21 protein-coding genes are annotated in these 18,623 nt (G+C 45.1%); 11 read left to right on the plus strand and 10 right to left on the minus strand.

Annotation, left to right across the window (positions count from 1 at the left end; translation table 11 throughout):
* Positions 1-147: 147 nt before the first annotated feature.
* Both mbl and spoIIID read right to left on the minus strand, forming a co-directional pair.
* A complete protein-coding gene (gene mbl / locus MHI30_RS19315; RefSeq protein WP_003185909.1) occupies positions 148-1,149 on the minus strand; it encodes a cell shape-determining protein Mbl in 1,002 nt (333 codons plus the stop codon).
* A 185-nt stretch (positions 1,150-1,334) separates the two neighbouring features.
* On the minus strand, positions 1,335-1,610 hold the full coding sequence (gene spoIIID, locus MHI30_RS19320) for a sporulation transcriptional regulator SpoIIID (RefSeq protein ID WP_003185911.1): 276 nt from the start codon (positions 1,608-1,610) through the stop codon (positions 1,335-1,337).
* A 336-nt stretch (positions 1,611-1,946) separates the two neighbouring features.
* Here spoIIID and MHI30_RS19325 point away from each other — a divergent pair, with 336 nt between their 5' ends.
* The 3 genes from MHI30_RS19325 to MHI30_RS19335 all read left to right on the plus strand — a co-directional run bounded on the left by MHI30_RS19325 (position 1,947) and on the right by MHI30_RS19335 (position 4,299).
* Positions 1,947-2,381: a MarR family transcriptional regulator gene (locus tag MHI30_RS19325; RefSeq protein WP_075751540.1), complete on the plus strand. Its 435-nt coding sequence runs from the start codon at positions 1,947-1,949 to the stop codon at positions 2,379-2,381.
* Positions 2,378-3,571 (plus strand): MFS transporter, encoded by a 1,194-nt coding sequence (locus MHI30_RS19330; RefSeq protein WP_075751541.1) that lies wholly within the window; start codon positions 2,378-2,380, stop codon positions 3,569-3,571. Before MHI30_RS19325 ends, MHI30_RS19330 begins: the two co-directional genes overlap by 4 nt.
* A gap of 149 nt (positions 3,572-3,720) precedes the next feature.
* Positions 3,721-4,299 (plus strand): undecaprenyl-diphosphatase, encoded by a 579-nt coding sequence (locus MHI30_RS19335; RefSeq protein WP_020453212.1) that lies wholly within the window; start codon positions 3,721-3,723, stop codon positions 4,297-4,299.
* 46 nt (positions 4,300-4,345) lie between these two features.
* On the opposite strand, the gene MHI30_RS19340 is transcribed toward MHI30_RS19335, so the two are convergent.
* Both MHI30_RS19340 and MHI30_RS19345 read right to left on the minus strand, forming a co-directional pair.
* Complete coding sequence (locus tag MHI30_RS19340; RefSeq protein ID WP_075751542.1) at positions 4,346-5,275, minus strand: manganese-dependent inorganic pyrophosphatase; 930 nt, start codon at positions 5,273-5,275, stop codon at positions 4,346-4,348.
* A 135-nt stretch (positions 5,276-5,410) separates the two neighbouring features.
* Entirely contained in the window at positions 5,411-6,232 is an 822-nt protein-coding gene (locus MHI30_RS19345; RefSeq protein ID WP_075751543.1) for a manganese catalase family protein, read from the minus strand.
* Between the two features lie 129 nt (positions 6,233-6,361).
* Between MHI30_RS19345 and MHI30_RS19350 the strand changes: the two genes are divergently transcribed.
* The 3 genes from MHI30_RS19350 to MHI30_RS19360 all read left to right on the plus strand — a co-directional run bounded on the left by MHI30_RS19350 (position 6,362) and on the right by MHI30_RS19360 (position 8,780).
* Positions 6,362-7,087, plus strand: a complete 726-nt coding sequence (locus tag MHI30_RS19350) for a DUF2071 domain-containing protein (protein ID WP_075751544.1) — start codon at positions 6,362-6,364, stop codon at positions 7,085-7,087.
* A gap of 150 nt (positions 7,088-7,237) precedes the next feature.
* Positions 7,238-7,753: a TetR/AcrR family transcriptional regulator gene (locus MHI30_RS19355; protein ID WP_075751545.1), complete on the plus strand. Its 516-nt coding sequence runs from the start codon at positions 7,238-7,240 to the stop codon at positions 7,751-7,753.
* A 79-nt stretch (positions 7,754-7,832) separates the two neighbouring features.
* Positions 7,833-8,780, plus strand: coding sequence for an SDR family NAD(P)-dependent oxidoreductase (locus tag MHI30_RS19360; RefSeq protein ID WP_075751546.1), 948 nt, complete (start codon positions 7,833-7,835; stop codon positions 8,778-8,780).
* Between the two features lie 82 nt (positions 8,781-8,862).
* Here the strand turns inward: MHI30_RS19360 and MHI30_RS19365 are convergent, their stop codons facing one another.
* Positions 8,863-9,270, minus strand: a complete 408-nt coding sequence (locus tag MHI30_RS19365; RefSeq protein ID WP_075751547.1) for a CBS domain-containing protein — start codon at positions 9,268-9,270, stop codon at positions 8,863-8,865.
* Positions 9,271-9,330: 60 nt separating this feature from the next.
* On the minus strand, positions 9,331-10,287 hold the full coding sequence (locus tag MHI30_RS19370) for a magnesium transporter CorA family protein (protein WP_075751548.1): 957 nt from the start codon (positions 10,285-10,287) through the stop codon (positions 9,331-9,333).
* A 160-nt stretch (positions 10,288-10,447) separates the two neighbouring features.
* On the opposite strand from MHI30_RS19370, the gene MHI30_RS19375 reads away from it, so the two are divergent.
* The 3 genes from MHI30_RS19375 to MHI30_RS19385 all read left to right on the plus strand — a co-directional run bounded on the left by MHI30_RS19375 (position 10,448) and on the right by MHI30_RS19385 (position 13,475).
* Complete coding sequence (locus MHI30_RS19375) at positions 10,448-11,746, plus strand: hemolysin family protein (protein WP_075751549.1); 1,299 nt, start codon at positions 10,448-10,450, stop codon at positions 11,744-11,746.
* 148 nt (positions 11,747-11,894) lie between these two features.
* Positions 11,895-13,106 carry an ammonium transporter gene (locus MHI30_RS19380; protein WP_075751550.1) on the plus strand — a complete coding sequence of 404 codons (1,212 nt, stop codon included), beginning with the start codon at positions 11,895-11,897 and terminating at the stop codon, positions 13,104-13,106.
* A gap of 18 nt (positions 13,107-13,124) precedes the next feature.
* Positions 13,125-13,475, plus strand: a complete 351-nt coding sequence (locus tag MHI30_RS19385; RefSeq protein ID WP_003185936.1) for a P-II family nitrogen regulator — start codon at positions 13,125-13,127, stop codon at positions 13,473-13,475.
* 47 nt (positions 13,476-13,522) lie between these two features.
* On the opposite strand, the gene MHI30_RS19390 is transcribed toward MHI30_RS19385, so the two are convergent.
* The 3 genes from MHI30_RS19390 to MHI30_RS19400 all read right to left on the minus strand — a co-directional run bounded on the left by MHI30_RS19390 (position 13,523) and on the right by MHI30_RS19400 (position 15,726).
* On the minus strand, positions 13,523-14,095 hold the full coding sequence (locus MHI30_RS19390) for an ATP-dependent Clp protease proteolytic subunit (RefSeq protein WP_075751551.1): 573 nt from the start codon (positions 14,093-14,095) through the stop codon (positions 13,523-13,525).
* Positions 14,096-14,108: 13 nt separating this feature from the next.
* Positions 14,109-14,714 carry a sigma-70 family RNA polymerase sigma factor gene (locus MHI30_RS19395; RefSeq protein WP_075751552.1) on the minus strand — a complete coding sequence of 202 codons (606 nt, stop codon included), beginning with the start codon at positions 14,712-14,714 and terminating at the stop codon, positions 14,109-14,111.
* A gap of 136 nt (positions 14,715-14,850) precedes the next feature.
* Complete coding sequence (locus MHI30_RS19400; RefSeq protein ID WP_075751553.1) at positions 14,851-15,726, minus strand: M23 family metallopeptidase; 876 nt, start codon at positions 15,724-15,726, stop codon at positions 14,851-14,853.
* A 193-nt stretch (positions 15,727-15,919) separates the two neighbouring features.
* On the opposite strand from MHI30_RS19400, the gene MHI30_RS19405 reads away from it, so the two are divergent.
* The gene (locus tag MHI30_RS19405) at positions 15,920-16,417 is read left to right on the plus strand and encodes a GNAT family N-acetyltransferase (RefSeq protein WP_075751827.1); all 498 of its coding nucleotides are present in this window, start codon (positions 15,920-15,922) and stop codon (positions 16,415-16,417) included.
* 49 nt (positions 16,418-16,466) lie between these two features.
* Here MHI30_RS19405 and MHI30_RS19410 read toward each other — a convergent pair whose 3' ends face one another.
* A complete protein-coding gene (locus MHI30_RS19410) occupies positions 16,467-16,910 on the minus strand; it encodes a YwnF family protein (protein ID WP_075751554.1) in 444 nt (147 codons plus the stop codon).
* Positions 16,911-17,157: 247 nt separating this feature from the next.
* Here MHI30_RS19410 and cls point away from each other — a divergent pair, with 247 nt between their 5' ends.
* Complete coding sequence (gene cls, locus MHI30_RS19415) at positions 17,158-18,606, plus strand: cardiolipin synthase (protein ID WP_075751828.1); 1,449 nt, start codon at positions 17,158-17,160, stop codon at positions 18,604-18,606.
* The last annotated feature ends 17 nt before the right edge of the window (positions 18,607-18,623 follow it).

Raw genomic sequence — 18,623 nt, forward strand, 5'->3', positions numbered from 1 at the left:
GAAAGGCTTGCAATTTATATTTGCTAATACAGAACATTTGTTCTATAATGGTATTCAAACATACTACTCTTTTTATCGGCAGCCATTCGGTTCCTTTAAAGCATTTCACATAAAAAACCTCATTCTAAAAAAGAATGAGGCTTCTGATCAGCTCAGTTTGCGCTTAGGAAGCTTGTCCATGTTATCAAGCATGACACCCGTACCGACTGCCACACAATCCATCGGATTTTCGGCAACGAGAACCGGCACTTTCAGTTCTTCGGCAAGAAGCTGGTCAAGACCGTTTAACAATGCGCCGCCTCCTGTAATGATAACGCCTCTGTCGATAATGTCGGCTGACAGCTCAGGCGGCGTTCTTTCGAGCACCTGCTTGGCAGCCTGTACAATGACAGATACAGATTCGCGCAGCGCTTCTTCCACCTCTTTGCTCGTTACCGTAATGGTTCTCGGCAATCCTGTGACCATGTCGCGGCCGCGGATGGAAATTTCCTCGTGACGTGCGTCTGGGAAAACAGTTGCGACTTTAATCTTAATGTCTTCGGCTGTCCGTTCGCCTATGAGCAGCTTGTACTCGCGTTTGATGTAATTCAAGATTTCAAGATCAAACTTGTCCCCAGCCATTTTAATAGAAGAGGCGGTGACAATATCGCCCATTGAGATGACTGCGATATCTGTCGTTCCACCGCCGATATCAACTACCATGTTTCCGCTTGGCTGGAAAATATCCATTCCCGCTCCAATTGCGGCCACCTTAGGCTCTTCCTCCAAATAGACATGCTTTCCGCCGCTTTTTTCGGCAGCTTCTCTGATAGCCTTCTGCTCCACAGAAGTAATATTTGTAGGGCAGCAAATCAGCATGCGCGGCTTTGAGAAAAGACCTTTTACATTCAGCTTGTTAATGAAATGCTTCAGCATGGCTTCCGTTACTTCAAAATCGGCAATGACGCCGTCTTTTAATGGACGTATCGCAACAATATTCCCAGGTGTACGTCCTACCATTCTCCTTGCTTCTTCACCGACAGCGAGCACTTTCCCATTGTTTTTGTCAAGAGCAACGACTGATGGTTCATTTAAGACAATACCTTTTCCTTTGACATGGATCAGCACATTCGCTGTACCAAGGTCAATACCAATATCCCTTGCAAACATCTATCTATATCCTCCTCGAAATCTGTTTCACAGCAATGTCCACATTCTGCCCTAATTATATATTTTATCATAAATATTAGAAAAAAAAGAGAGCTTATTAAAGTTCTTCATAAAATTTTTGTGGCTTTTTACGGAGGATACCGGGAATTTCTGATAAACGCTGCTCGTTTCTGAGCCATTATTCCTTATTGCACGGGTTCTCTTTCAAAGATTTCCTCTTTCTTGTATTTTAGTTTTGTCGCTTCTCCGCCCCGCAAATGTCTGATTGATTTATGATAATCAAGAATTTCTTTTACTTCATTGGCCAGGTCAGGATTAATTTCAGGCAGCCTTTCTGTCAAATCCTTGTGAACGGTACTTTTGGAAACACCAAACTCCTTCGCTATCACACGAACCGTTTTTTTCGTCTCCACGATGTACTTCCCTATCTTGATTGTTCGCTCTTTGATGTAATCGTGCACACCACTCGACCTCCCTAAAATGGATGTGAGAAGTGTGAAATGAGATCCGTCTTGTGAAAAAATTCGCTATTTGCGCAGCTTCTTCGTTTTATGCTTTTCCAAGTAGAATTTTGAAATACTCCCACGATCCCTCACCTCAAACACTCTCTTTGTTAGGTTTGTATCAGTGTATTAGCATTTAAATGGGATTATGCTAAAAACTCAAGGAGGACAAGGGGTTTCTCTGATAATTTTATTTCGGGCTTCAAAAATTTTAACTTTACACTAATCTTGGCTTCCGGTAAAATGAATAAAGTTTATTATTTACCTAGGTAACTATTTTGAAGGAGTCCGGGAATGGAACATATCAATCGAAAGATTATTCACCAGCTCAATCAAAGCACGCGGATGGTTGCTAAAAAAACGAATGAACAGCTCGAAGGATACGGCCTTTACGGTTCACAGTGGTCGATCCTATACTGTCTTCACACCTGCGGACCGATGACGCAAAAAGACATTTGGACTTACTTGCACGTCGAGGCGCCGACTGTGACGAGAACCGTCAGCCGCCTCGAAAAAAACGGCTGGGTAGAACGGATACAGGGCGATGACAAACGGGAAAAAGTCGTCAAAATGACAGAAGAAGCCAAAATTAAATATGATGACATTCAATTAAAAATGCAAGAATTTGAAGAGGAAATCCTTTCCGTATTTGAAGAACGGGATAAAAAAACATTTCAAAGGCTGTTAAATCAATTATTAGAAGGACATCAGAGGAGTTGTAGCCTATGAAGCAAGCTGAACCCATTTGGACCAGGGATTTTATCATGGTCGTTTTGATTAATTTATTTATATTCGTCTATTTTTACGCACTGTTGACCGTGCTTCCGGTCTATGCGATGCAGGAGCTCGGCGGCTCCGAGTCAGAAGGCGGCCTTTTGATCAGCGGCTTCATGCTGTCCGCGATTTTTGCGAGGCCGTTTTCGGGAGCCGTTATTGAACGTTTTGGCAAAAAAAGAATGGCGCTCATCAGCGTCGTGCTGTTTACTTTGGCATCATTTCTTTATATCTTCATTCATGATATCTACCTGCTGCTTGGCATTCGCTTTTTCCAAGGCATTTGGTTCAGCATCATCACGACGGTGACGAGTGCAATTGCAGCCGATTTAATTCCGCCGGCCCGCCGCGGGGAAGGTTTGGGCTACTTTGCCATGTCGATGAATTTGGCGGTTGTCATCGGTCCGTTTATCGCGTTGAACCTGCTGGATAAAATGAGTTTTTCCGATCTGTTTATTTTATTTTCAGGAATCGTCACTGTGGCCATCCTCTGCACGGCACTGGTCCGGATTCCTAAAGGAAACGACATCCGTTCGGCTGTGTTCAGGTTGTCTTTTTCCAACATGTTTGAAAAGGGCGCGATTCGGATTGCCACGGTCGGATTGTTCGTGTCGTTTTGTTATTCAAGCGTCATTTCCTTCATCTCTGTTTATGCCAAATCTCTCGGCCTTATTGAAGCAAGCAGCTATTTCTTTATGGTGTTCGCGGTGACAATGATGATCACGCGGCCGTTTACGGGAAAACTGTATGATAAAGTCGGCCCCGGAGTCGTCATTTATCCGTCCATTATCATTTTTTGCGCCGGGCTTTTCCTGCTTGCTTTTACAAACAGCAGCGGGATGCTTTTGCTATCCGGAGCTGTCATCGGCATCGGCTACGGATCTATCACGCCGTGCCTTCAGACCTTGGCGATTCAGGCTTCGCCGCCTCACCGGAGCGGCTATGCAACGGCGACTTATTTTACGCTGTTTGATACCGGGATCGCAGTCGGATCCTATGTTTTCGGGTTGGTTGTGGCACAAGCCGGTTTTTCAAACATCTATTTATTCTCAGGCGTTTTTGTGCTCATCAATCTGTTTCTGTATACATGGAGCCAAAAATCCGCACTCGCAAAGGGGAAGCGGGATATATCAATGGCTGAATAAGCCGTTCAACCTCGCCGGGCCGGGATTGCCCGGCTTTTTTCATGCAGGCTGATACAGTCCGATCTGTCATTTAATGAAACTTTTGCAAAATCAAATACGTCTCCTAACTGTCTGACCAAAAACTACTACTCTATTAAAAAGGTGATTTTTTGAACTATTGGCTTTTTACACGCATTCATCAATTATCAAACCACAACCACATCCTGGACAGCGCTATGATTTTGATTACAGAAAAAGCAATTTACATGTATGCGCTCATTTTGCTTTTGATCTGGATCTTCGGAAACCGTTCTTATAAAATAAGCGTTCTTCAGGCAGGTGTGACGGGTATTCTCGGATTGGCGGCAAATTATTTGCTGTCATTGGTTTACTATGAGCCGAGGCCGTTTGTCGCTCACCATGTGGACGTATTGATTCATCATGCTGCCGACGCCTCATTTCCCAGCGATCATACAACCGGGGCGTTAGCCATTTCGATCGCTTTTTGGCTTTATCATCGGAAAATTGGAAGCTGCCTGATTGCTTTCGGGTTATTGACGGGCTTTTCCCGTATTTGGGTCGGACACCACTACCCTGTTGACGTTTTAGGCAGCATTTTGGTCGCTTTATTTGTATCACTCGTTATGTTTAGATTCTCAGCGTATGTACAGCCGCTTTTTGAACGGATCATCTCACTCTACGAATCGATCTTGCGGAAATTGCGGAAAGCCGTATCCAGAACGGCATAAGAAAACACCCGAATCTCATGATTCGGGTGTTTTTCATTTCCTTTCCTTAACCTTTTAAGGCTTCGGTTAACGGCGGAACAATTTGTTTTTTGCGGGATACAACGCCTTTCAGTGTCGCTGTGTTGTCTGACAATGTGACATTGAACGCTTTTTCCACTGCTTGTGCAGCTTGTCCTGAAGCGACGACAACCGAGTCGTTTGTTAAAATGTCGGTTACGACAAACACAAATAAATCCAATCCTTTTTCAGACACCACTTTTGCAAGTTCTGCGTCAACTTCCTCTTTGCGGGAGAGAACGTCGTTTGTATCAACAGTGTTAACTTGCGCGATCTCCACTTTATGGCTTCCCATCGTAAACTCTTTTGCGTCAAGAGAGAGAAGCTGAGGAATCGTTTTTGCGCTCAAATCAGCTCCGGCCTTCAGCATATCGAGTCCATAGCTGTCGGCATCAACGCCGGCAATCGCAGCCAATTCTTTTGCAGCTTTGACATCTTCGTCCGTGCAAGTCGGAGATTTGAATAAGAGGGAATCTGAGATGATCGCCGACAGCATCAATCCTGCGATATCTTTTTTAATTTCGACGCCGTTTTCTTTATAGAGTTTGTTTAAGATCGTTGCTGTGCAGCCTACAGGCTCTGCGCGATAATACAGAGGGTCGCTCGTTTCAAAATTGGCGATCCGGTGGTGATCGATGACTTCAAGCACGCGAACTTGATCCAGGTCATCGACGCTCTGCTGGCGCTCATTATGGTCAACCAGAATCACGCTGTCAGTTTCATTCGCAACAGTGTTCACAAGGCGGGGTACTTCTGCATTAAATTTCTCAAGCGCGAATTCGGTTTCGCCGTTGATTTCGCCGAGGCGGACGGGTTCTGCGTCCATGCCGAGCTCCTTTTTTAATTCGGCATATGCAATCGCTGAACAAATCGTATCCGTATCCGGATTTTTGTGGCCAAAAATAAGTACTTTACTCATGATATAACTCCTTACTGTTGTTTTTATAGTAAGCTTACCTGACAATAAAAAAATCTGCAAATCTGTCACTTATTTTAATATTTACGGAGTGTTTTGTCATTTTAAAAAATAAAAAAAGAGCCGTTTCGGCTCTTTTTATTCTCCATAATCAGGTGTATTGTGGCTTCGTTTTGGAGCGGGCTTCAAGACCGGTTTTTCTCCATATGCGACAGGGCCGCTCTCGTAGTGGAATTCCGCTCCGTCCGGCGCCTTCCCTTTCAGCCAATCAAACTGCGCGCTTTCTTCTCCATCCGAGAAATTGTATAAAGTATGCGCAATGTCTTCTTTTTCATTTTCATCCGGAACCGTGCCGGGCACGATGACGCCTTCTTTTTCTTCCAACTCTTTGATCGCGGCGATCCACTGGTTTTGGTGCATCGTGTCTCTTGCCAAAAGAAAGCCGAGCATATCTTGTACACCTTTGTCATCCGTCATTTCGCGCAGCCGCGCGACTTGCAGTCTGCCTTGCGATTCAGCGTTGACATTTGCGCGCAGATCGGCCAGAAGGTTGCCGCTCGCTACGATATAGCCTGCATTCCACGGAACGCCGGTGCTGTTTTCAGGCATGGCTCCCAGTCCCGAAACGATCGCATGGTGAGGGTTCATTCCGCCCATAATGGCGCCGATGACAGGATCGTCTGCGGCTTTTTCCTGCTCGTAAACCGGAGCGTCTTCAAGCAGGCGCGCGATCATCGTCGCAATCATTTCGACGTGTCCGATTTCTTCTGCCGCCGTGTCCATGAGCAAATCTTTATACTTTTCATTTCCCCTTGTATTCCACCCTTGAAAAAGGTATTGCATGGCCACAGATATTTCTCCGTACTGACCGCCGAGTATCTCCTGCATTTTCTTGGCGAAGACAGGATCGGGCCTTTCAGGTTTCGCAGGGTACTGCAGCACTTTCGTATGCTTGAACAAATCACATCACTCCTCCGTTTTTTGTATCCTCGTTTTTGAATTAACCGAAAAGGGAAATGATAAAACCGTACAACAGGCTCGGGATGTGTTGCAAACGGGTCAACATTCGAATCAAAGGAGTGCTGTTTTATGATAAAAAATACTTCACACCGCCCTTTTCCGCCGCCTAAAGGACCGTGGATCATGACGCAAACATGGGATCATGTATTATTTGCCCATTGGGCTGTTGATTCTGGAGCCATTCGCGGACGAATACCGGCGGCCTTGGAACTGGAGACATTCAACGGAAAAGCGTGGATCGGCATTTTGCCTTTTCTGCTGACAAATATGCGGCCCCGTTTTTTGCCGCCCTTTCCTTTCATCAGCAGCTTTCCCGAGCTGAATGTCCGGACATATGTATCATATAAAGGTGTACCGGGCATTTATTTTTTCAGTCTTGACGCCGCTTCGCGCTTAGCCGTCGCCGGCGCGCGCACAATGTTCCACTTGCCTTATTTTCACGCCGGGATAAACTTTGTAAAAGAAGAAAACCATATTGAATTTTCCAGCAGAAGGCATGATTCAAAAGCGGCCTTCCGCGTCAGCTACCGCCCGCTGTCAGATTCCTTCACCACCCAAAAAGGGTCCATCGAATACTGGCTGACTGAAAGATACCGCCTGTACACCACGTACAACAACCGGGTCTACTATGAAGACATTCATCATTCTCCATGGGCGCTGCAGCGGGCCGAAGCCGAAATCCGACAAAACACGGTGCCCGGAGCAAGCGGTCTCATATTGCCTGATACCGCTCCGCTTCTCCATTACGCCAAACGGCAGCACGTCTTATTTTGGTCTTTGCAGCGGGACCGGTGATGAAATCCGCGTATCTATTCTGATTGATTGGAAAACAGTTGCACCAATAGATGCATTTTTTAAAAATTACGGGCTTGAATCTTGAAAAGAAATCTGTTACGATCTCAGTAAGTAATCAATCAATAACAAAATGAAGGGAGGCGGCATATCATAAGACAGAGTAAGGAAAACCGAAAGGAGCAAATACTTGAAGCTGGATTAGAGATGTTTGCAGAAAAGGGATATTATAATACCACGACAGCACTCATTGCTGAAAAAGCCGGTATTTCTCAGCCCTATATATTTAGGTTTTATAAGACGAAGGAAGAGTTGTTCGTTGCCGCGCTCGATCGGGCCTTTGAAAGAATCCTCCAAACGTTTCAAAATGTTGAATCCAGCTCCGAACAGATCGTAGCAAACATGGTCAAAGCATATGAAGAGTTGTCTGTATCACACCCTAATGAAATCGCCTTGCAGGTCATCGGACTCTCCGTTACGGAGGAATCGATCAGGAATTGTTCAAAAACAGGCTTATCACGTATTAGAAACTATACGCTGGAAAGGTTCCGGGAAGCGAATGTTCCGAATGCAGAGAGGGAAGTTACGACTTTCCTGGCAAGAGGGATACTTTGCAACATTTCCTATTTCTTGGATTTGCCGGAGATCATGCACGGCCAAACAGAATAAAATAACCGATTTGTTTCGGTTTTTTTATTTAAGCATTTGTTATTGATTGATTAATAACTAACCCGAGGGGGAATTTTCAATGGAAAAAGCAATTGTTTTAGGCGCAACAGGCGGAACAGGTCAAGCCATAGTTTCAGAATTGCTGTCAAGAAATATTCCGGTTATCGCTTTCGGCCGTTCTGAAAATAAACTAAAGAATCTCATAAAAGAACATCATTCAACACCGCTATTAACATATCAGCTTGGCGATGTCTTTGATGCGCAGACCATCAGTGAAGCAGCAAAGGACGCAGATGTGATATTTCAATGCGCCAATGTTCAATATCATGAAATGGCGGATAAACTCCTGCTTCTCGGTGAAAGTGTAATGAAGGCTGCAAATATTTTAGGCAAGAAAATCGTGATTGTGGATGGAATATATGTTTACGGCCGACAAATTGCCAAAGGAGACGAAAATCATCCGAAACAGCCCCATACAAAAAAAGGAAGGATTAGAGTGGATTTTGAAAACTTAATATTCGATAAGAAATGGAAAAATGCCAAACCATTAATCGTCAGACTGCCGGACTATTATGGAAAAACTTCGCAAAATTCTTATTTACAGCCTACATTAACCGGAATGGCAGCAAATAAACCAGCTGTTTTTATCGGCAATCTAAAAACCCCCCGGGAGTACGTATATTTGCCTGATGCCGCAAAAATGATTGTGGAAATCGCAAGTAAAGACGATTCTTACGGTGAAAACTGGAACATTCCCGGCGCCGGACTGATTTCAGGTAAAGAAATTATAAAAATCGCACGTCAAATTACCGGCAATAATAAATTAGTCATACCATTAAATAAGCTTGCCATTCGTGTAAGCGGATTATTTGATCCAGTAATGAAAGAAGTAGTAGAAATCATGTACTTAACTGAAGAAACATTCATTCTAAACGGGGAAAAATATGAAAAGAGAGTAGGAAAAATTCCCGCGACACCTTATCAAGAAGGGCTGAAAGAAACATTGAAATGCTTAATGAAAACTTAATCTAAAGTTAAGTTATTGATCAATCACTAAAATATTGCACTATAAAAAAGGAAGAGCTGAAAACGCTCTTCCTTCAACCTGTTTAAGCCGGTTTTGAAATTTCGCTTAATGCTTCTCCCGCTTTCTCATCCGCATTTGAGACGGAGAGATCCCCCAAAGCAACGATTCCAACGAGACGTCCATCTTCAACAATCGGCAGCCTGCGAATTTGGTGTTCCGCCATCAGATCTCCTGCCTCTTCAGCCGACATATCCGGGCGCCCGGTCACCATCCGTGTGCTCATGATATCCCGAGCAGCTGCGTCTGTTTCATTTTCGGCTACACATCTGATGACGATATCCCGGTCCGAAACGATCCCCGTCAAATTTCCGTTCTCGCAGACTGGAATTGAACCCACATTGTAATCACGCATCTTTCCGGCAATTTCCGCAATCGGAGCAGAAGGTTCACAGCATTCAGCATTGGTTGTCATGATGTCCTTTAGTTTCATTCGGAATTCCTCCTTTACTGGGGTTATTATGTGCTTTTCCGATATCCCCCGGGCTTAAACCTATTTAAAAGAGCCTTTCCTTTTCATATATCGTTTTTTATCCTTCAATAAATCGCCGGTCCACCCTTTCTTTCTCAAATACCAGTACACAAGGACGGTAGAAACGGCAATTAAAATCAGCGAAAATAAATAGCCGTACTTTAATGAGAGTTCAGGCATGACTTCGAAGTTCATTCCCCACAGGGCGCCGAAAGCCGTCATCGGTGTAAAGATCGTCGTGAAAATCGTCAGCGCTTTAAAGATTTCATTGCCTCTGTGGGATGTCACCACTTCCTCGGAATGGAGCAAATAATTGATTTCATTCGCGTACTCTTTGATCAATGACATGCCTCTGTCGATTTCGTAAAACGTCCTGCGCTGTTCGATTTCATCAAACGATTTGCTTAAAAAAGTTTCTTTAAGACCCATTGCTACCTTTTTCATCGATAAAATTAAACTTCTTATGACGAGCAGTTCGTGACGCCGTTTATGAATCAGTTCAATGATGCTTTTATTGTTGTCATGGTGAAATCCCCATCTTACTTTTCCAAGGTGAACTTCAAAGTGCTCAAGTTCCTTTAAATACATTCTCATCAGTTCGCCTAACAGGATCAGAAACACTTCTGGGGCATCTTTGCATCGCTTCAAATGTTGATCGATCGGCCTCCTGTTTGCATCTTCAAATTGCGAGATATCTAAATTCATTGTGAAAAAATAGTTTTTCGTTAAGTAAAAATGAAATGCTGTCCGGTTTTGTTGAACTTCCGCTTCCTGGTCGTAAATATATGAACCGTAGATCGCTTCCTTGCCTTGAACGGCAGCATTGATATCAATGCAATTGATATTGGCCGAAGGAACGTCTTGAAACCAGTTTCGGCATTCCGGCCAATGATCGGGCTGGATCAGCCCTTGTGCTGTCGCTTTTTCGTGAGGGCCGAGCTGATACCATGTCCAACCCTCTCCCTGAAAAACTCTCATATTTCGTCTCCTCCTCTTCCGGCCCATTCGTTTTATATTTCTTTGCCCGCCCTCGGCATAAATAAACATCATGTTTGCCGCGCTGCGGCACGTGGTATGAAGCCAGTATGAGTTTTTCATAGAAAAGGAGGTGGCGCCTTCTTTTTGAGAAGGCGGGGCATTGGAATTATTGAAGCTGATTGCAGTGGCAGGATTAATCGCATTAACGGGCTTTTTCGTCGCGGTCGAATTCGCCATCGTCAAAGTAAGGCGGACAAAGATCGACCAATTGATCATTCAGAAAAAAAAGGGCGCGCTTGCCGCAAAAGAAGTGACCTCACACCTTGACGAATACTTGTCAGCCTGCCAGCTTGGAATCACCGTAACGGCATTGGGCCTCGGCTGGCTTGGTGAACCGACGATGCAGACCTTGCTGCATCCCCTTTTCTCAAAAATGGGCTTGAACGAGTCGGTGACACATATTCTTTCATTTTTGGCCGCTTTTTTATCGGTCACTTATCTCAATGTTGTGATCGGAGAGCTGGCGCCAAAAACGATCGCCATTCAAAAAGCGGAAACCGTTACGCTGCTTTTTGCACAGCCGATGATCTGGTTTTATAGAATCATGTTTCCTTTTATATGGCTGCTCAATCATTCAGCCCGCATGATCACAAGTCTGTTCGGCCTGAAGCCGACTGGTGAACACGAATTGGCCTATTCGGAGGAAGAGCTGCGAACGCTTTTATCTGAAAGCTATCAAAGCGGGGAGATTAACCAGAATGAATTGAAATATGTAAACAATATTTTTAAATTCGACGAACGTACGGCAAAAGAAATTATGGTGCCCCGCAATGAAATGACCGTCCTGTCTCTTGACGACAGTTTAAAAAAAGCGAAGCAGCTCATCAAAGAAACGAAGCACACCCGCTTCCCCGTCATGGAGGAAGACAAAGATCACATCACCGGAATGATCAATATAAAAGAACTGCTGCTGGCGGAGCTTGCAGGGGAATTTTCTTTAGAAACAAAATCGCTAAAGCCATATATCCATCCGGTTATCCATGTGATTGAAACGATTCCCGTCTACCAGCTGTTCGTCAAAATGCAAAAAGAGCATACACATATGGCGATTCTCGTAGATGAGTATGGCGGAACATCCGGCCTTGTGACGGTTGAGGATATCGTCGAGGAAATCGTCGGCGATATTCGCGATGAATTCGATACTGAAGAAGTATCTGCTGTTCAGAAACTGGAAGATGACCATTACATCCTCAGCGGTAAAGTACTGGTCAGCGATGTAAACGACCTGCTCGGAATTCATTTATCAGATGAGGAGATTGATACAATCGGCGGCTGGATGCTGACGCAGAATATTGAGAGCAAGCCCGGAACGGCGATCGAAAGTGAAGGGTACCGTTTCAAAGTAAAAGATATGGACGGACATCGAATCGTTGCAGTTGAGGTTGAAAAAACCGCTTAATCCCCCTTTCAGCCTCTCCCTGTCCGCTTTTCTCCCTAAAAACCATGTGAGGAAATCTGACATATTCATCATGATATCTCCCTTTTGTCACTATAATGAAAGAAAAAGAGATCTGCTCTCAATCTAAATGACTACGGAGGAATGAAACATGCAGATGGGGGATACAGTATTTATGTTCTTTTGCGCTTTGCTCGTATGGCTGATGACGCCGGGCATCGCTTTATTTTACGGAGGACTTGTCAGGAGCAAAAATGTGCTCAGCACCGTTATGCACAGCTTATCTTCAATTGCCATCGTTTCTATCATATGGATTTTGTTCGGCTATTCGCTCGCTTTCGCTCCCGGAAACCCATTGATCGGGGGTTTGGATTGGATCGGACTGCAAGGTGTCGGCTTTGAACCCAATGCCGATTATTCGGAGACGATCCCGCATACGCTTTATATGATGTTCCAATTGACATTTGCCGTTCTGACGACTGCGATTATTTCCGGAAGCTTTGCGGAGCGCATGCGCTTTCCTGCCTTTATTCTTTTTTCGGTGCTCTGGGCGGTTTTCGTTTACTCGCCAGTCGCCCACTGGGTATGGGGCGGAGGCTGGCTTGACGAGCTGGGAGCGATTGATTTTGCCGGCGGCAACGTCGTTCACATTTCTTCCGGTGTAGCCGGCCTTGTCGTTGCGATTGTTCTCGGCAAGCGGAAAAATATCAGCGATACCGCCCCTCACAACCTCCTTCTGACCTTGCTCGGAGCGACTTTGATCTGGTTCGGATGGTTCGGGTTCAACGTCGGAAGCGCGCTAACGATCGATGAAGTCGCCATGACCGCTTTTATCAACACGAATACGGCTGCGGCCGCGGGGCTGATCGGCTGGATTTTGGCAGAATGGCTGATCAATAAAAAGCCGACGATGCTCGGCGCCGTCTCGGGAGCGATCGCGGGACTTGTCGCGATTACACCGGGCGCAGGCTTTGTCACACCTTTCTCATCCGTATGGATCGGGCTCATCGGTGGAATTGTCTGTTTCTGGGGCGTGTTTTCACTGAAGAAAAAATTCGGCTACGATGATGCGCTTGATGCCTTCGGACTTCATGGGCTCGGCGGAACATGGGGCGGAATCGCGACGGGCTTGTTCGCGACGACTTCAGTCAACGCAGACGGTGCCAACGGGCTTTTTTACGGAGACATCAGTCTCCTTTGGAAACAGCTGATTGCGATTGCCGCAACATATTTATTTGTCGCAATCGTCACATACGCTATTATTAAGATAGTCAGTATCTTCTTTAAACTCCGTGCCTCAGAGGATGAAGAATCATTGGGCCTCGATCTGACGCTGCACGGCGAAAAAGCGTATCAAGATTAATTTGTCAGGAGTGATGGTATGAGCGGTCAAATGTATAAGGTGGAAATTGTAACTCGTCCTACAAACTTTGAAAAGCTGAAAACGGAGCTGGCCAAAATCGGGGTAACGTCCATTACGTTTTACAATGTACACGGATGCGGCCTGCAAAAAGGGCATACAGAGCTTTACCGCGGGGTCAAACGCGAAAGCAATGTATATGAAAGGTTGAAAGTCGAAATCGTCGTCAGCAAAGTGCCTGTCGAAAAGGTGGCCGAGACGGCGCAAAACGTCCTGAAAACCGGGGAACCCGGTGACGGCAAGATCTTCATATACGAAATTAAAAACACCATCAACATCCGCACAGGCGAGGAAGGTCCTGACGCTTTATAAAAAGATCGAAGCTCCCGGCTGGAGTTAAGCCGGGAGCTTTTCTCATGTTATAAAACGGCGTCAATAACACCGTATGCCTTCGCTTCGTCCCCATCCATAAAGTAATCGCGTTCCATGTCGGCTTTTAGTTTTTCAATGGGCTGGCCCGTTCGTTCGTGAAAGAAGCGCTCGATTTTTTCCCTCAGTTTGATGATCCGCTTCGCTGAAATCTCCATGTCTGTCGCCTGTCCTTTGACGCCGCCGAGCGGCTGATGGATCATGATTTCGCTGTTTTTGAGCGCATACCGTTTGCCTTTTGCTCCGCCGGCGAGGAGAATCGCTCCCATGGAAGCGGCCATTCCGACGCAGATCGTGCGGACATCCGGCTTCACATAATCCATCGTATCCAAAATCGCATATCCCGCGGAAGTTGATCCGCCCGGGCTGTTGATATAGATCGAAATGTCTTTTTCATTGTCTTCGGCTGACAAAAACAGCAACTGGGCGGTGACCCGATTGGCGAGGTCATCGTTGAATTCAGAACCGATCATAATGATCCGGTCTTTTAAAAGTCTGGAAAAAATATCGTACGATCTTTCACCGGCAGCCGTTTTCTCAATGACGTAAGGAATGGTGTTCATAGCCTTTTTCCTCCTAGGCAGCACACCTCATCATGCTGACGCAAGACGGCTGTGAAGCGCCGAAAAGCCATGTCTGTTTGGCAAATTCGAGCAGATCATCGGGGTTGTGATACAATATCGCCCGAACAAGCAGGCCAATGTGTTCATCATCCCCGTCCGCCGCGTCCCTTTGCAAAACATCCGGAGAAAGCCTTTTTAATCGCTGACGCGATCTGAATAAAAGCGACTTGACGGATGATTCGGGCTTACCGAGCGCCTCGGCGATTTCGTGCAGCTGAAAGGAAAACACATCTTTGAGCAGAAAAATCGTTAATTGCTTCGGCGTTAAAATACCGGAAAGCTGTTTCAGCAGGTGCTCAAAGTCATCGGCCGCCTGCATGCGCTCTGCCCGCCCGTCTTCCAGATTGTCTTCAGACAGAAAGCTTTCGCGCTTCCTTTTTCTGAGCAGGTCAATCCATTTATGCTTGGCAACCGTCTTTTGATAAGCATGTGAGGCGTCTGTTCGATTGATTTCTATTAACTTCAGGATGGTGTCCTGGACTAAATCCTCAGCATCCCATTTATCACCTGTCATTCTCATGCAATACTTCATCAGCGCTTGCTGTTCTAGCTCATTCATGAATGCATTCACACTCCTTAAAAAAGGCCTCTTACTTAATAAACGGCTGGCTCTGCAAATTTGATACGGGTTTTTTATGATTGTAACAAAAAAAGGCGCCTATCGTATTTGATAGGCGCTCTGAGGGAAGCGTGCCTTATGACTGGCTTGAATCGTCAGACTGGGTTCCGTCTTGATTTTCTGATCCTTCAGACGAATCTTCCCGTTTGGTTTTGTCGTCTTTTCCACCTGTTTGATCTTTCGTTTTGTCTTCTGTTTTTGGCTTTTCTTCAACAGAAGGCTGAGCAGGTTCCTTCATTTCAGCCGCTTGTTCCTCCACTGCTTTTTCAATGCTGGAGACCGGCTTGTCCATGAAATTCAACGGGTTTAGCGCAACACCGTCTTTGCGAATTTCAAAGTGCACATGGTTTCCGCCTTCTTCATTGTAAAGGTTTTTGCCTGCTTTTCCGATGACTTGATTTTGTTCAATCTTGTCACCTTGTTTGACGCTTACTTCAGAAAGAGACTGATACACAGTTGATAAACCATCTTCATGTTCAACTTCAACAACGTAGCCCAGTACAGGGTCTTTTGCAGCTTTGATAACCGTACCGCTTAGAGATGCGGAAACATCGAATGTTTTTCCGTCTTTCTCAGCCAAGTCGATACCTTTGCTCATGCTGTACGTGTTATTATAGTTTACAAGTGCTGCTTCTTTCTCTTCTTTAGTTGCGTCAGTTTCAAAGAACTTTTTAACGACAGAAACATTTTCAGAATCAGCAACCGGCATTGCGACATTTTCGACTGGTTTGCCTACTTCAACCGCGTCATCCCGGTTATCATAGGCTGATTTCTTGCCATCGTCTGCAAGCTGGTCTTTTACATCGTTGTTAGAAGCCGATTGATACCAAAGAACGGCGGTTAATACAACGACGGCACTTGTCAAATAGATGGCCGGAAATACCCAGCGTTTACGAAAAAACTGTTGCAGCTTTGTGATTTTGGAAGTACGATTCTTTTCTTCCTCTTTCATTACTCATCACCTCAGCAACATTCTGAACACTTTTCAGAAAATATATACATTTACAAAAAACTTTTTTTCAAATTAGTCTGCACCGGCTGCTTCGTTTTTATGTAAAAACCGCCCTAAAACTTGAAATTTCATCAATGTGCATGATAACGGAAAAAACGCCGAAGATATAACATATGAAGAAAGGACAGAGAGAATGAAACTACGGATCGCCAATCGGGAAGACCTTCCCGCAGTAGTCGATATTTACAACTCCACCATTGCGTCGCGAATGGTTACGGCAGATACAGAACCCGTCACACCTGAAGAAAGGCTGAACTGGTTTTTGAACCATACCGAGGCAAGGCCTCTTTATATTGTCGAAAATGAACAAGGGGATATCGCCGGCTGGATCAGCTTCGAATCCTTTTACGGAAGGCCCGCCTATAACAAAACCGCCGAAGTCAGCATTTACCTTCATGAAGACCACCGCGGCAAAGGGGCGGGTTCAGCGGTGCTTGAAAAAGCGCTTGAAGCTGCGCCAAAGCTTGGAATCCGTTCTTTAATGGCGTTTATTTTCGCCCACAACGAGCCGAGCATCAAGCTTTTCAAAAAATACGGCTTTACCGAGTGGGGACACTTTCCCGGAATCGCCGAGATGGACGGAATCCGGTACGATTTAAAAATATTAGGAAAAGAATTGAATGAAGCCTGATCATCATGGCACAAAAAAAGAGCTGTCATGCAGCTCTTTTTTTCTTTCATCATTCAGCCAGCCTGCGCCTTCTGATCTCTTCTTCATTTAAAAATTCCAAAAAGCTTCTCATCACAGTAAACGGCTCTTCCTTGACCGCCCGAACGTAGCGGCTTTTCCGTTCATCGGAAAGCACTTCGCTTGTTTGCATCCGTTCCAAAATATATTTCATCACCGATTGCTGAACATTTCTTTTTTGGTAAGACGACTCTCTGAACAGCGCCATGCCGAAAGCTGCTGCTGCGGCAGCGCAGCCGATTTTTATCATTGAATCGGTTCCATAGGATGCCTGCCCCCAAAAAGAGGAAAGATAAACCAATGAAGCAACAAGCAGCGGAATCGCGATAAAAAGAAATATCAGCCTTTTCTTTAAGAACGGCGCCGCCACATGCTTGAGGTTATCCATTTCTTCTTTCATAAAAGCCGGCATTTGCTGGAAACGTTCCATATCCATAATCAATCCCTCCCGTTTTAGTTAAAGAGGCGTTGTTTCGCTGATTAAATCACGCTTTTTATATGTATATCGTAACTTAGATCGAACATGTTTTACAGTTTTTTGCCTTTCCCCTTTTTATTAGGAACTTTCCGTCCCCCGCCCCGTATAACATGAGATAGTTGCTTGAAAGGGGAGTAACTGTTATAAATGGAATGTATAAAAACAAATCCGTCTTGTGAGGTTCAATATGGATATTATTAAAAATATCAGCATCACATCGATATTTCTCGGCTTTATATTAGTTTTAAACACGCTGTTGGCAATCGTTGTGATCTTTAGGGAACGCCGGGATGCAAGCTCCTCCTGGGCATGGCTCTTGGTACTCTTCTTTATTCCCGTTCTCGGCTTTATTCTTTATTTGCTCTTCGGCCACAATTTGAGCAGGAATCACCTTTTTCAATGGGAAGACCGAAAGAGAATCGGGATGGAAAAAATATTGGAACAGCAGCTGACCAAGCTGAAAAACCGCGAGTTCGAATTTCGCAATAAAGCGACGGCGGACAGCAAAGATTTGATTTATATGCATATTCTGAATAACCACGCCGTTTTTACGGAAGACAATGCGGTCGAGCTGTTAACGGACGGACGCCAGAAATTCGACAGACTGCTTCGCGACATAGAAAACGCCAAAGACCATATTCATCTTCAATATTATATTTATAAAGGCGATGAGATCGGCAAGAAGCTGCGGGATGCGCTGATCAAAAAAGCAAAAGAAGGCGTTGAAGTCCGCGTTTTGTATGATGAGCTGGGATCAAGAAGCCTCAGGAAAAGCTTTTTCAAAGAGCTGAAAAAGGCGGGAGGATTTGTCGAAGTTTTTTTCCCGTCGCGTTTTAAATTTATCAATTTGCGCATGAATTACCGCAACCACCGCAAGCTCGTCATTATCGACGGCGTCATCGGCTATGTCGGAGGATTTAATGTCGGGGACGAATACCTCGGTCTGAATCCGGTTTTTGGCTATTGGCGGGACACGCATCTCAGAATCAAAGGAACGGCGGTCCATTCGATTCAAACGCGTTTTATCCTGGATTGGAATCAGGCCTCGCACCATCACGATATTACATATATGCCAAACCACTTTCCTGACATCGATTCCCACGGAAACATCGGCATGCAAATCGTCACCAGCGGCCCCGATTCAGAATGGGAGCAGATTAAAAACGGCTATATTAAAATGATATCAACGGCAAAGCGGTCGATTCTTATACAGACGCCTTATTTTATTCCGGACGCAAGCCTGCTCGATGCCCTCAGGATCGCTTGTCTGTCCGGTGTTGACGTGAGAATCATGATTCCTAACAAACCCGACCATCCGTTTGTGTACTGGGCTACCTATTCTTACATCGGCGAACTTTTAAAAGCCGGCGCTTCCGTATTTATTTACGACAACGGATTTATCCATGCGAAAACAATCGTTGTAGATGAAGAAATTTCATCGGTCGGCACGGCAAATATTGATATGCGCAGCTTCAAGCTCAATTTTGAAGTGAATGCTTTTTTATACGATGAGGAAATTTCGAGAAGCCTTGTCTTATCATTTGAAAAAGATCTGCAAGTCTCAAGGGAGCTGACCTTTGAGGAATATTTAAACAGAAGCAAATCGATCCGCTTCAAAGAAGCCATTTCGATCCTGCTGTCGCCGATTTTATAGCGCGCCATTCATGCTGT

The sequence above is a fragment of the Bacillus sp. FSL L8-0528 genome (assembly GCF_038593085.1).
Taxonomy (GTDB): Bacteria; Bacillota; Bacilli; order Bacillales; family Bacillaceae; genus Bacillus; species Bacillus paralicheniformis.

Excerpts from the sequence above, each read along its gene's own strand:
- MHI30_RS19330 (WP_075751541.1), top strand. The coding sequence starts at position 2,378 with ATGAAGCAAGCTGAACCCATTTGGACCAGGGATTTTATCATGGTCGTT.
- MHI30_RS19365 (WP_075751547.1), bottom strand. The coding sequence starts at position 9,270 with ATGAAACTAAAGGACATCATGACAACCAATGCTGAATGCTGTGAACCT.
- MHI30_RS19380 (WP_075751550.1), top strand. The coding sequence starts at position 11,895 with ATGCAGATGGGGGATACAGTATTTATGTTCTTTTGCGCTTTGCTCGTA.
- MHI30_RS19395 (WP_075751552.1), bottom strand. The coding sequence starts at position 14,714 with ATGAATGAGCTAGAACAGCAAGCGCTGATGAAGTATTGCATGAGAATG.
- MHI30_RS19400 (WP_075751553.1), bottom strand. The coding sequence starts at position 15,726 with ATGAAAGAGGAAGAAAAGAATCGTACTTCCAAAATCACAAAGCTGCAA.
- MHI30_RS19410 (WP_075751554.1), bottom strand. The coding sequence starts at position 16,910 with ATGGATATGGAACGTTTCCAGCAAATGCCGGCTTTTATGAAAGAAGAA.
- MHI30_RS19385 (WP_003185936.1), top strand. The coding sequence starts at position 13,125 with ATGAGCGGTCAAATGTATAAGGTGGAAATTGTAACTCGTCCTACAAAC.
- MHI30_RS19350 (WP_075751544.1), top strand. The coding sequence starts at position 6,362 with ATGATAAAAAATACTTCACACCGCCCTTTTCCGCCGCCTAAAGGACCG.
- MHI30_RS19325 (WP_075751540.1), top strand. The coding sequence starts at position 1,947 with ATGGAACATATCAATCGAAAGATTATTCACCAGCTCAATCAAAGCACG.
- MHI30_RS19405 (WP_075751827.1), top strand. The coding sequence starts at position 15,920 with ATGAAACTACGGATCGCCAATCGGGAAGACCTTCCCGCAGTAGTCGAT.
- MHI30_RS19390 (WP_075751551.1), bottom strand. The coding sequence starts at position 14,095 with ATGAACACCATTCCTTACGTCATTGAGAAAACGGCTGCCGGTGAAAGA.
- MHI30_RS19370 (WP_075751548.1), bottom strand. The coding sequence starts at position 10,287 with ATGAGAGTTTTTCAGGGAGAGGGTTGGACATGGTATCAGCTCGGCCCT.
- MHI30_RS19340 (WP_075751542.1), bottom strand. The coding sequence starts at position 5,275 with ATGAGTAAAGTACTTATTTTTGGCCACAAAAATCCGGATACGGATACG.
- mbl (WP_003185909.1), bottom strand. The coding sequence starts at position 1,149 with ATGTTTGCAAGGGATATTGGTATTGACCTTGGTACAGCGAATGTGCTG.
- MHI30_RS19360 (WP_075751546.1), top strand. The coding sequence starts at position 7,833 with ATGGAAAAAGCAATTGTTTTAGGCGCAACAGGCGGAACAGGTCAAGCC.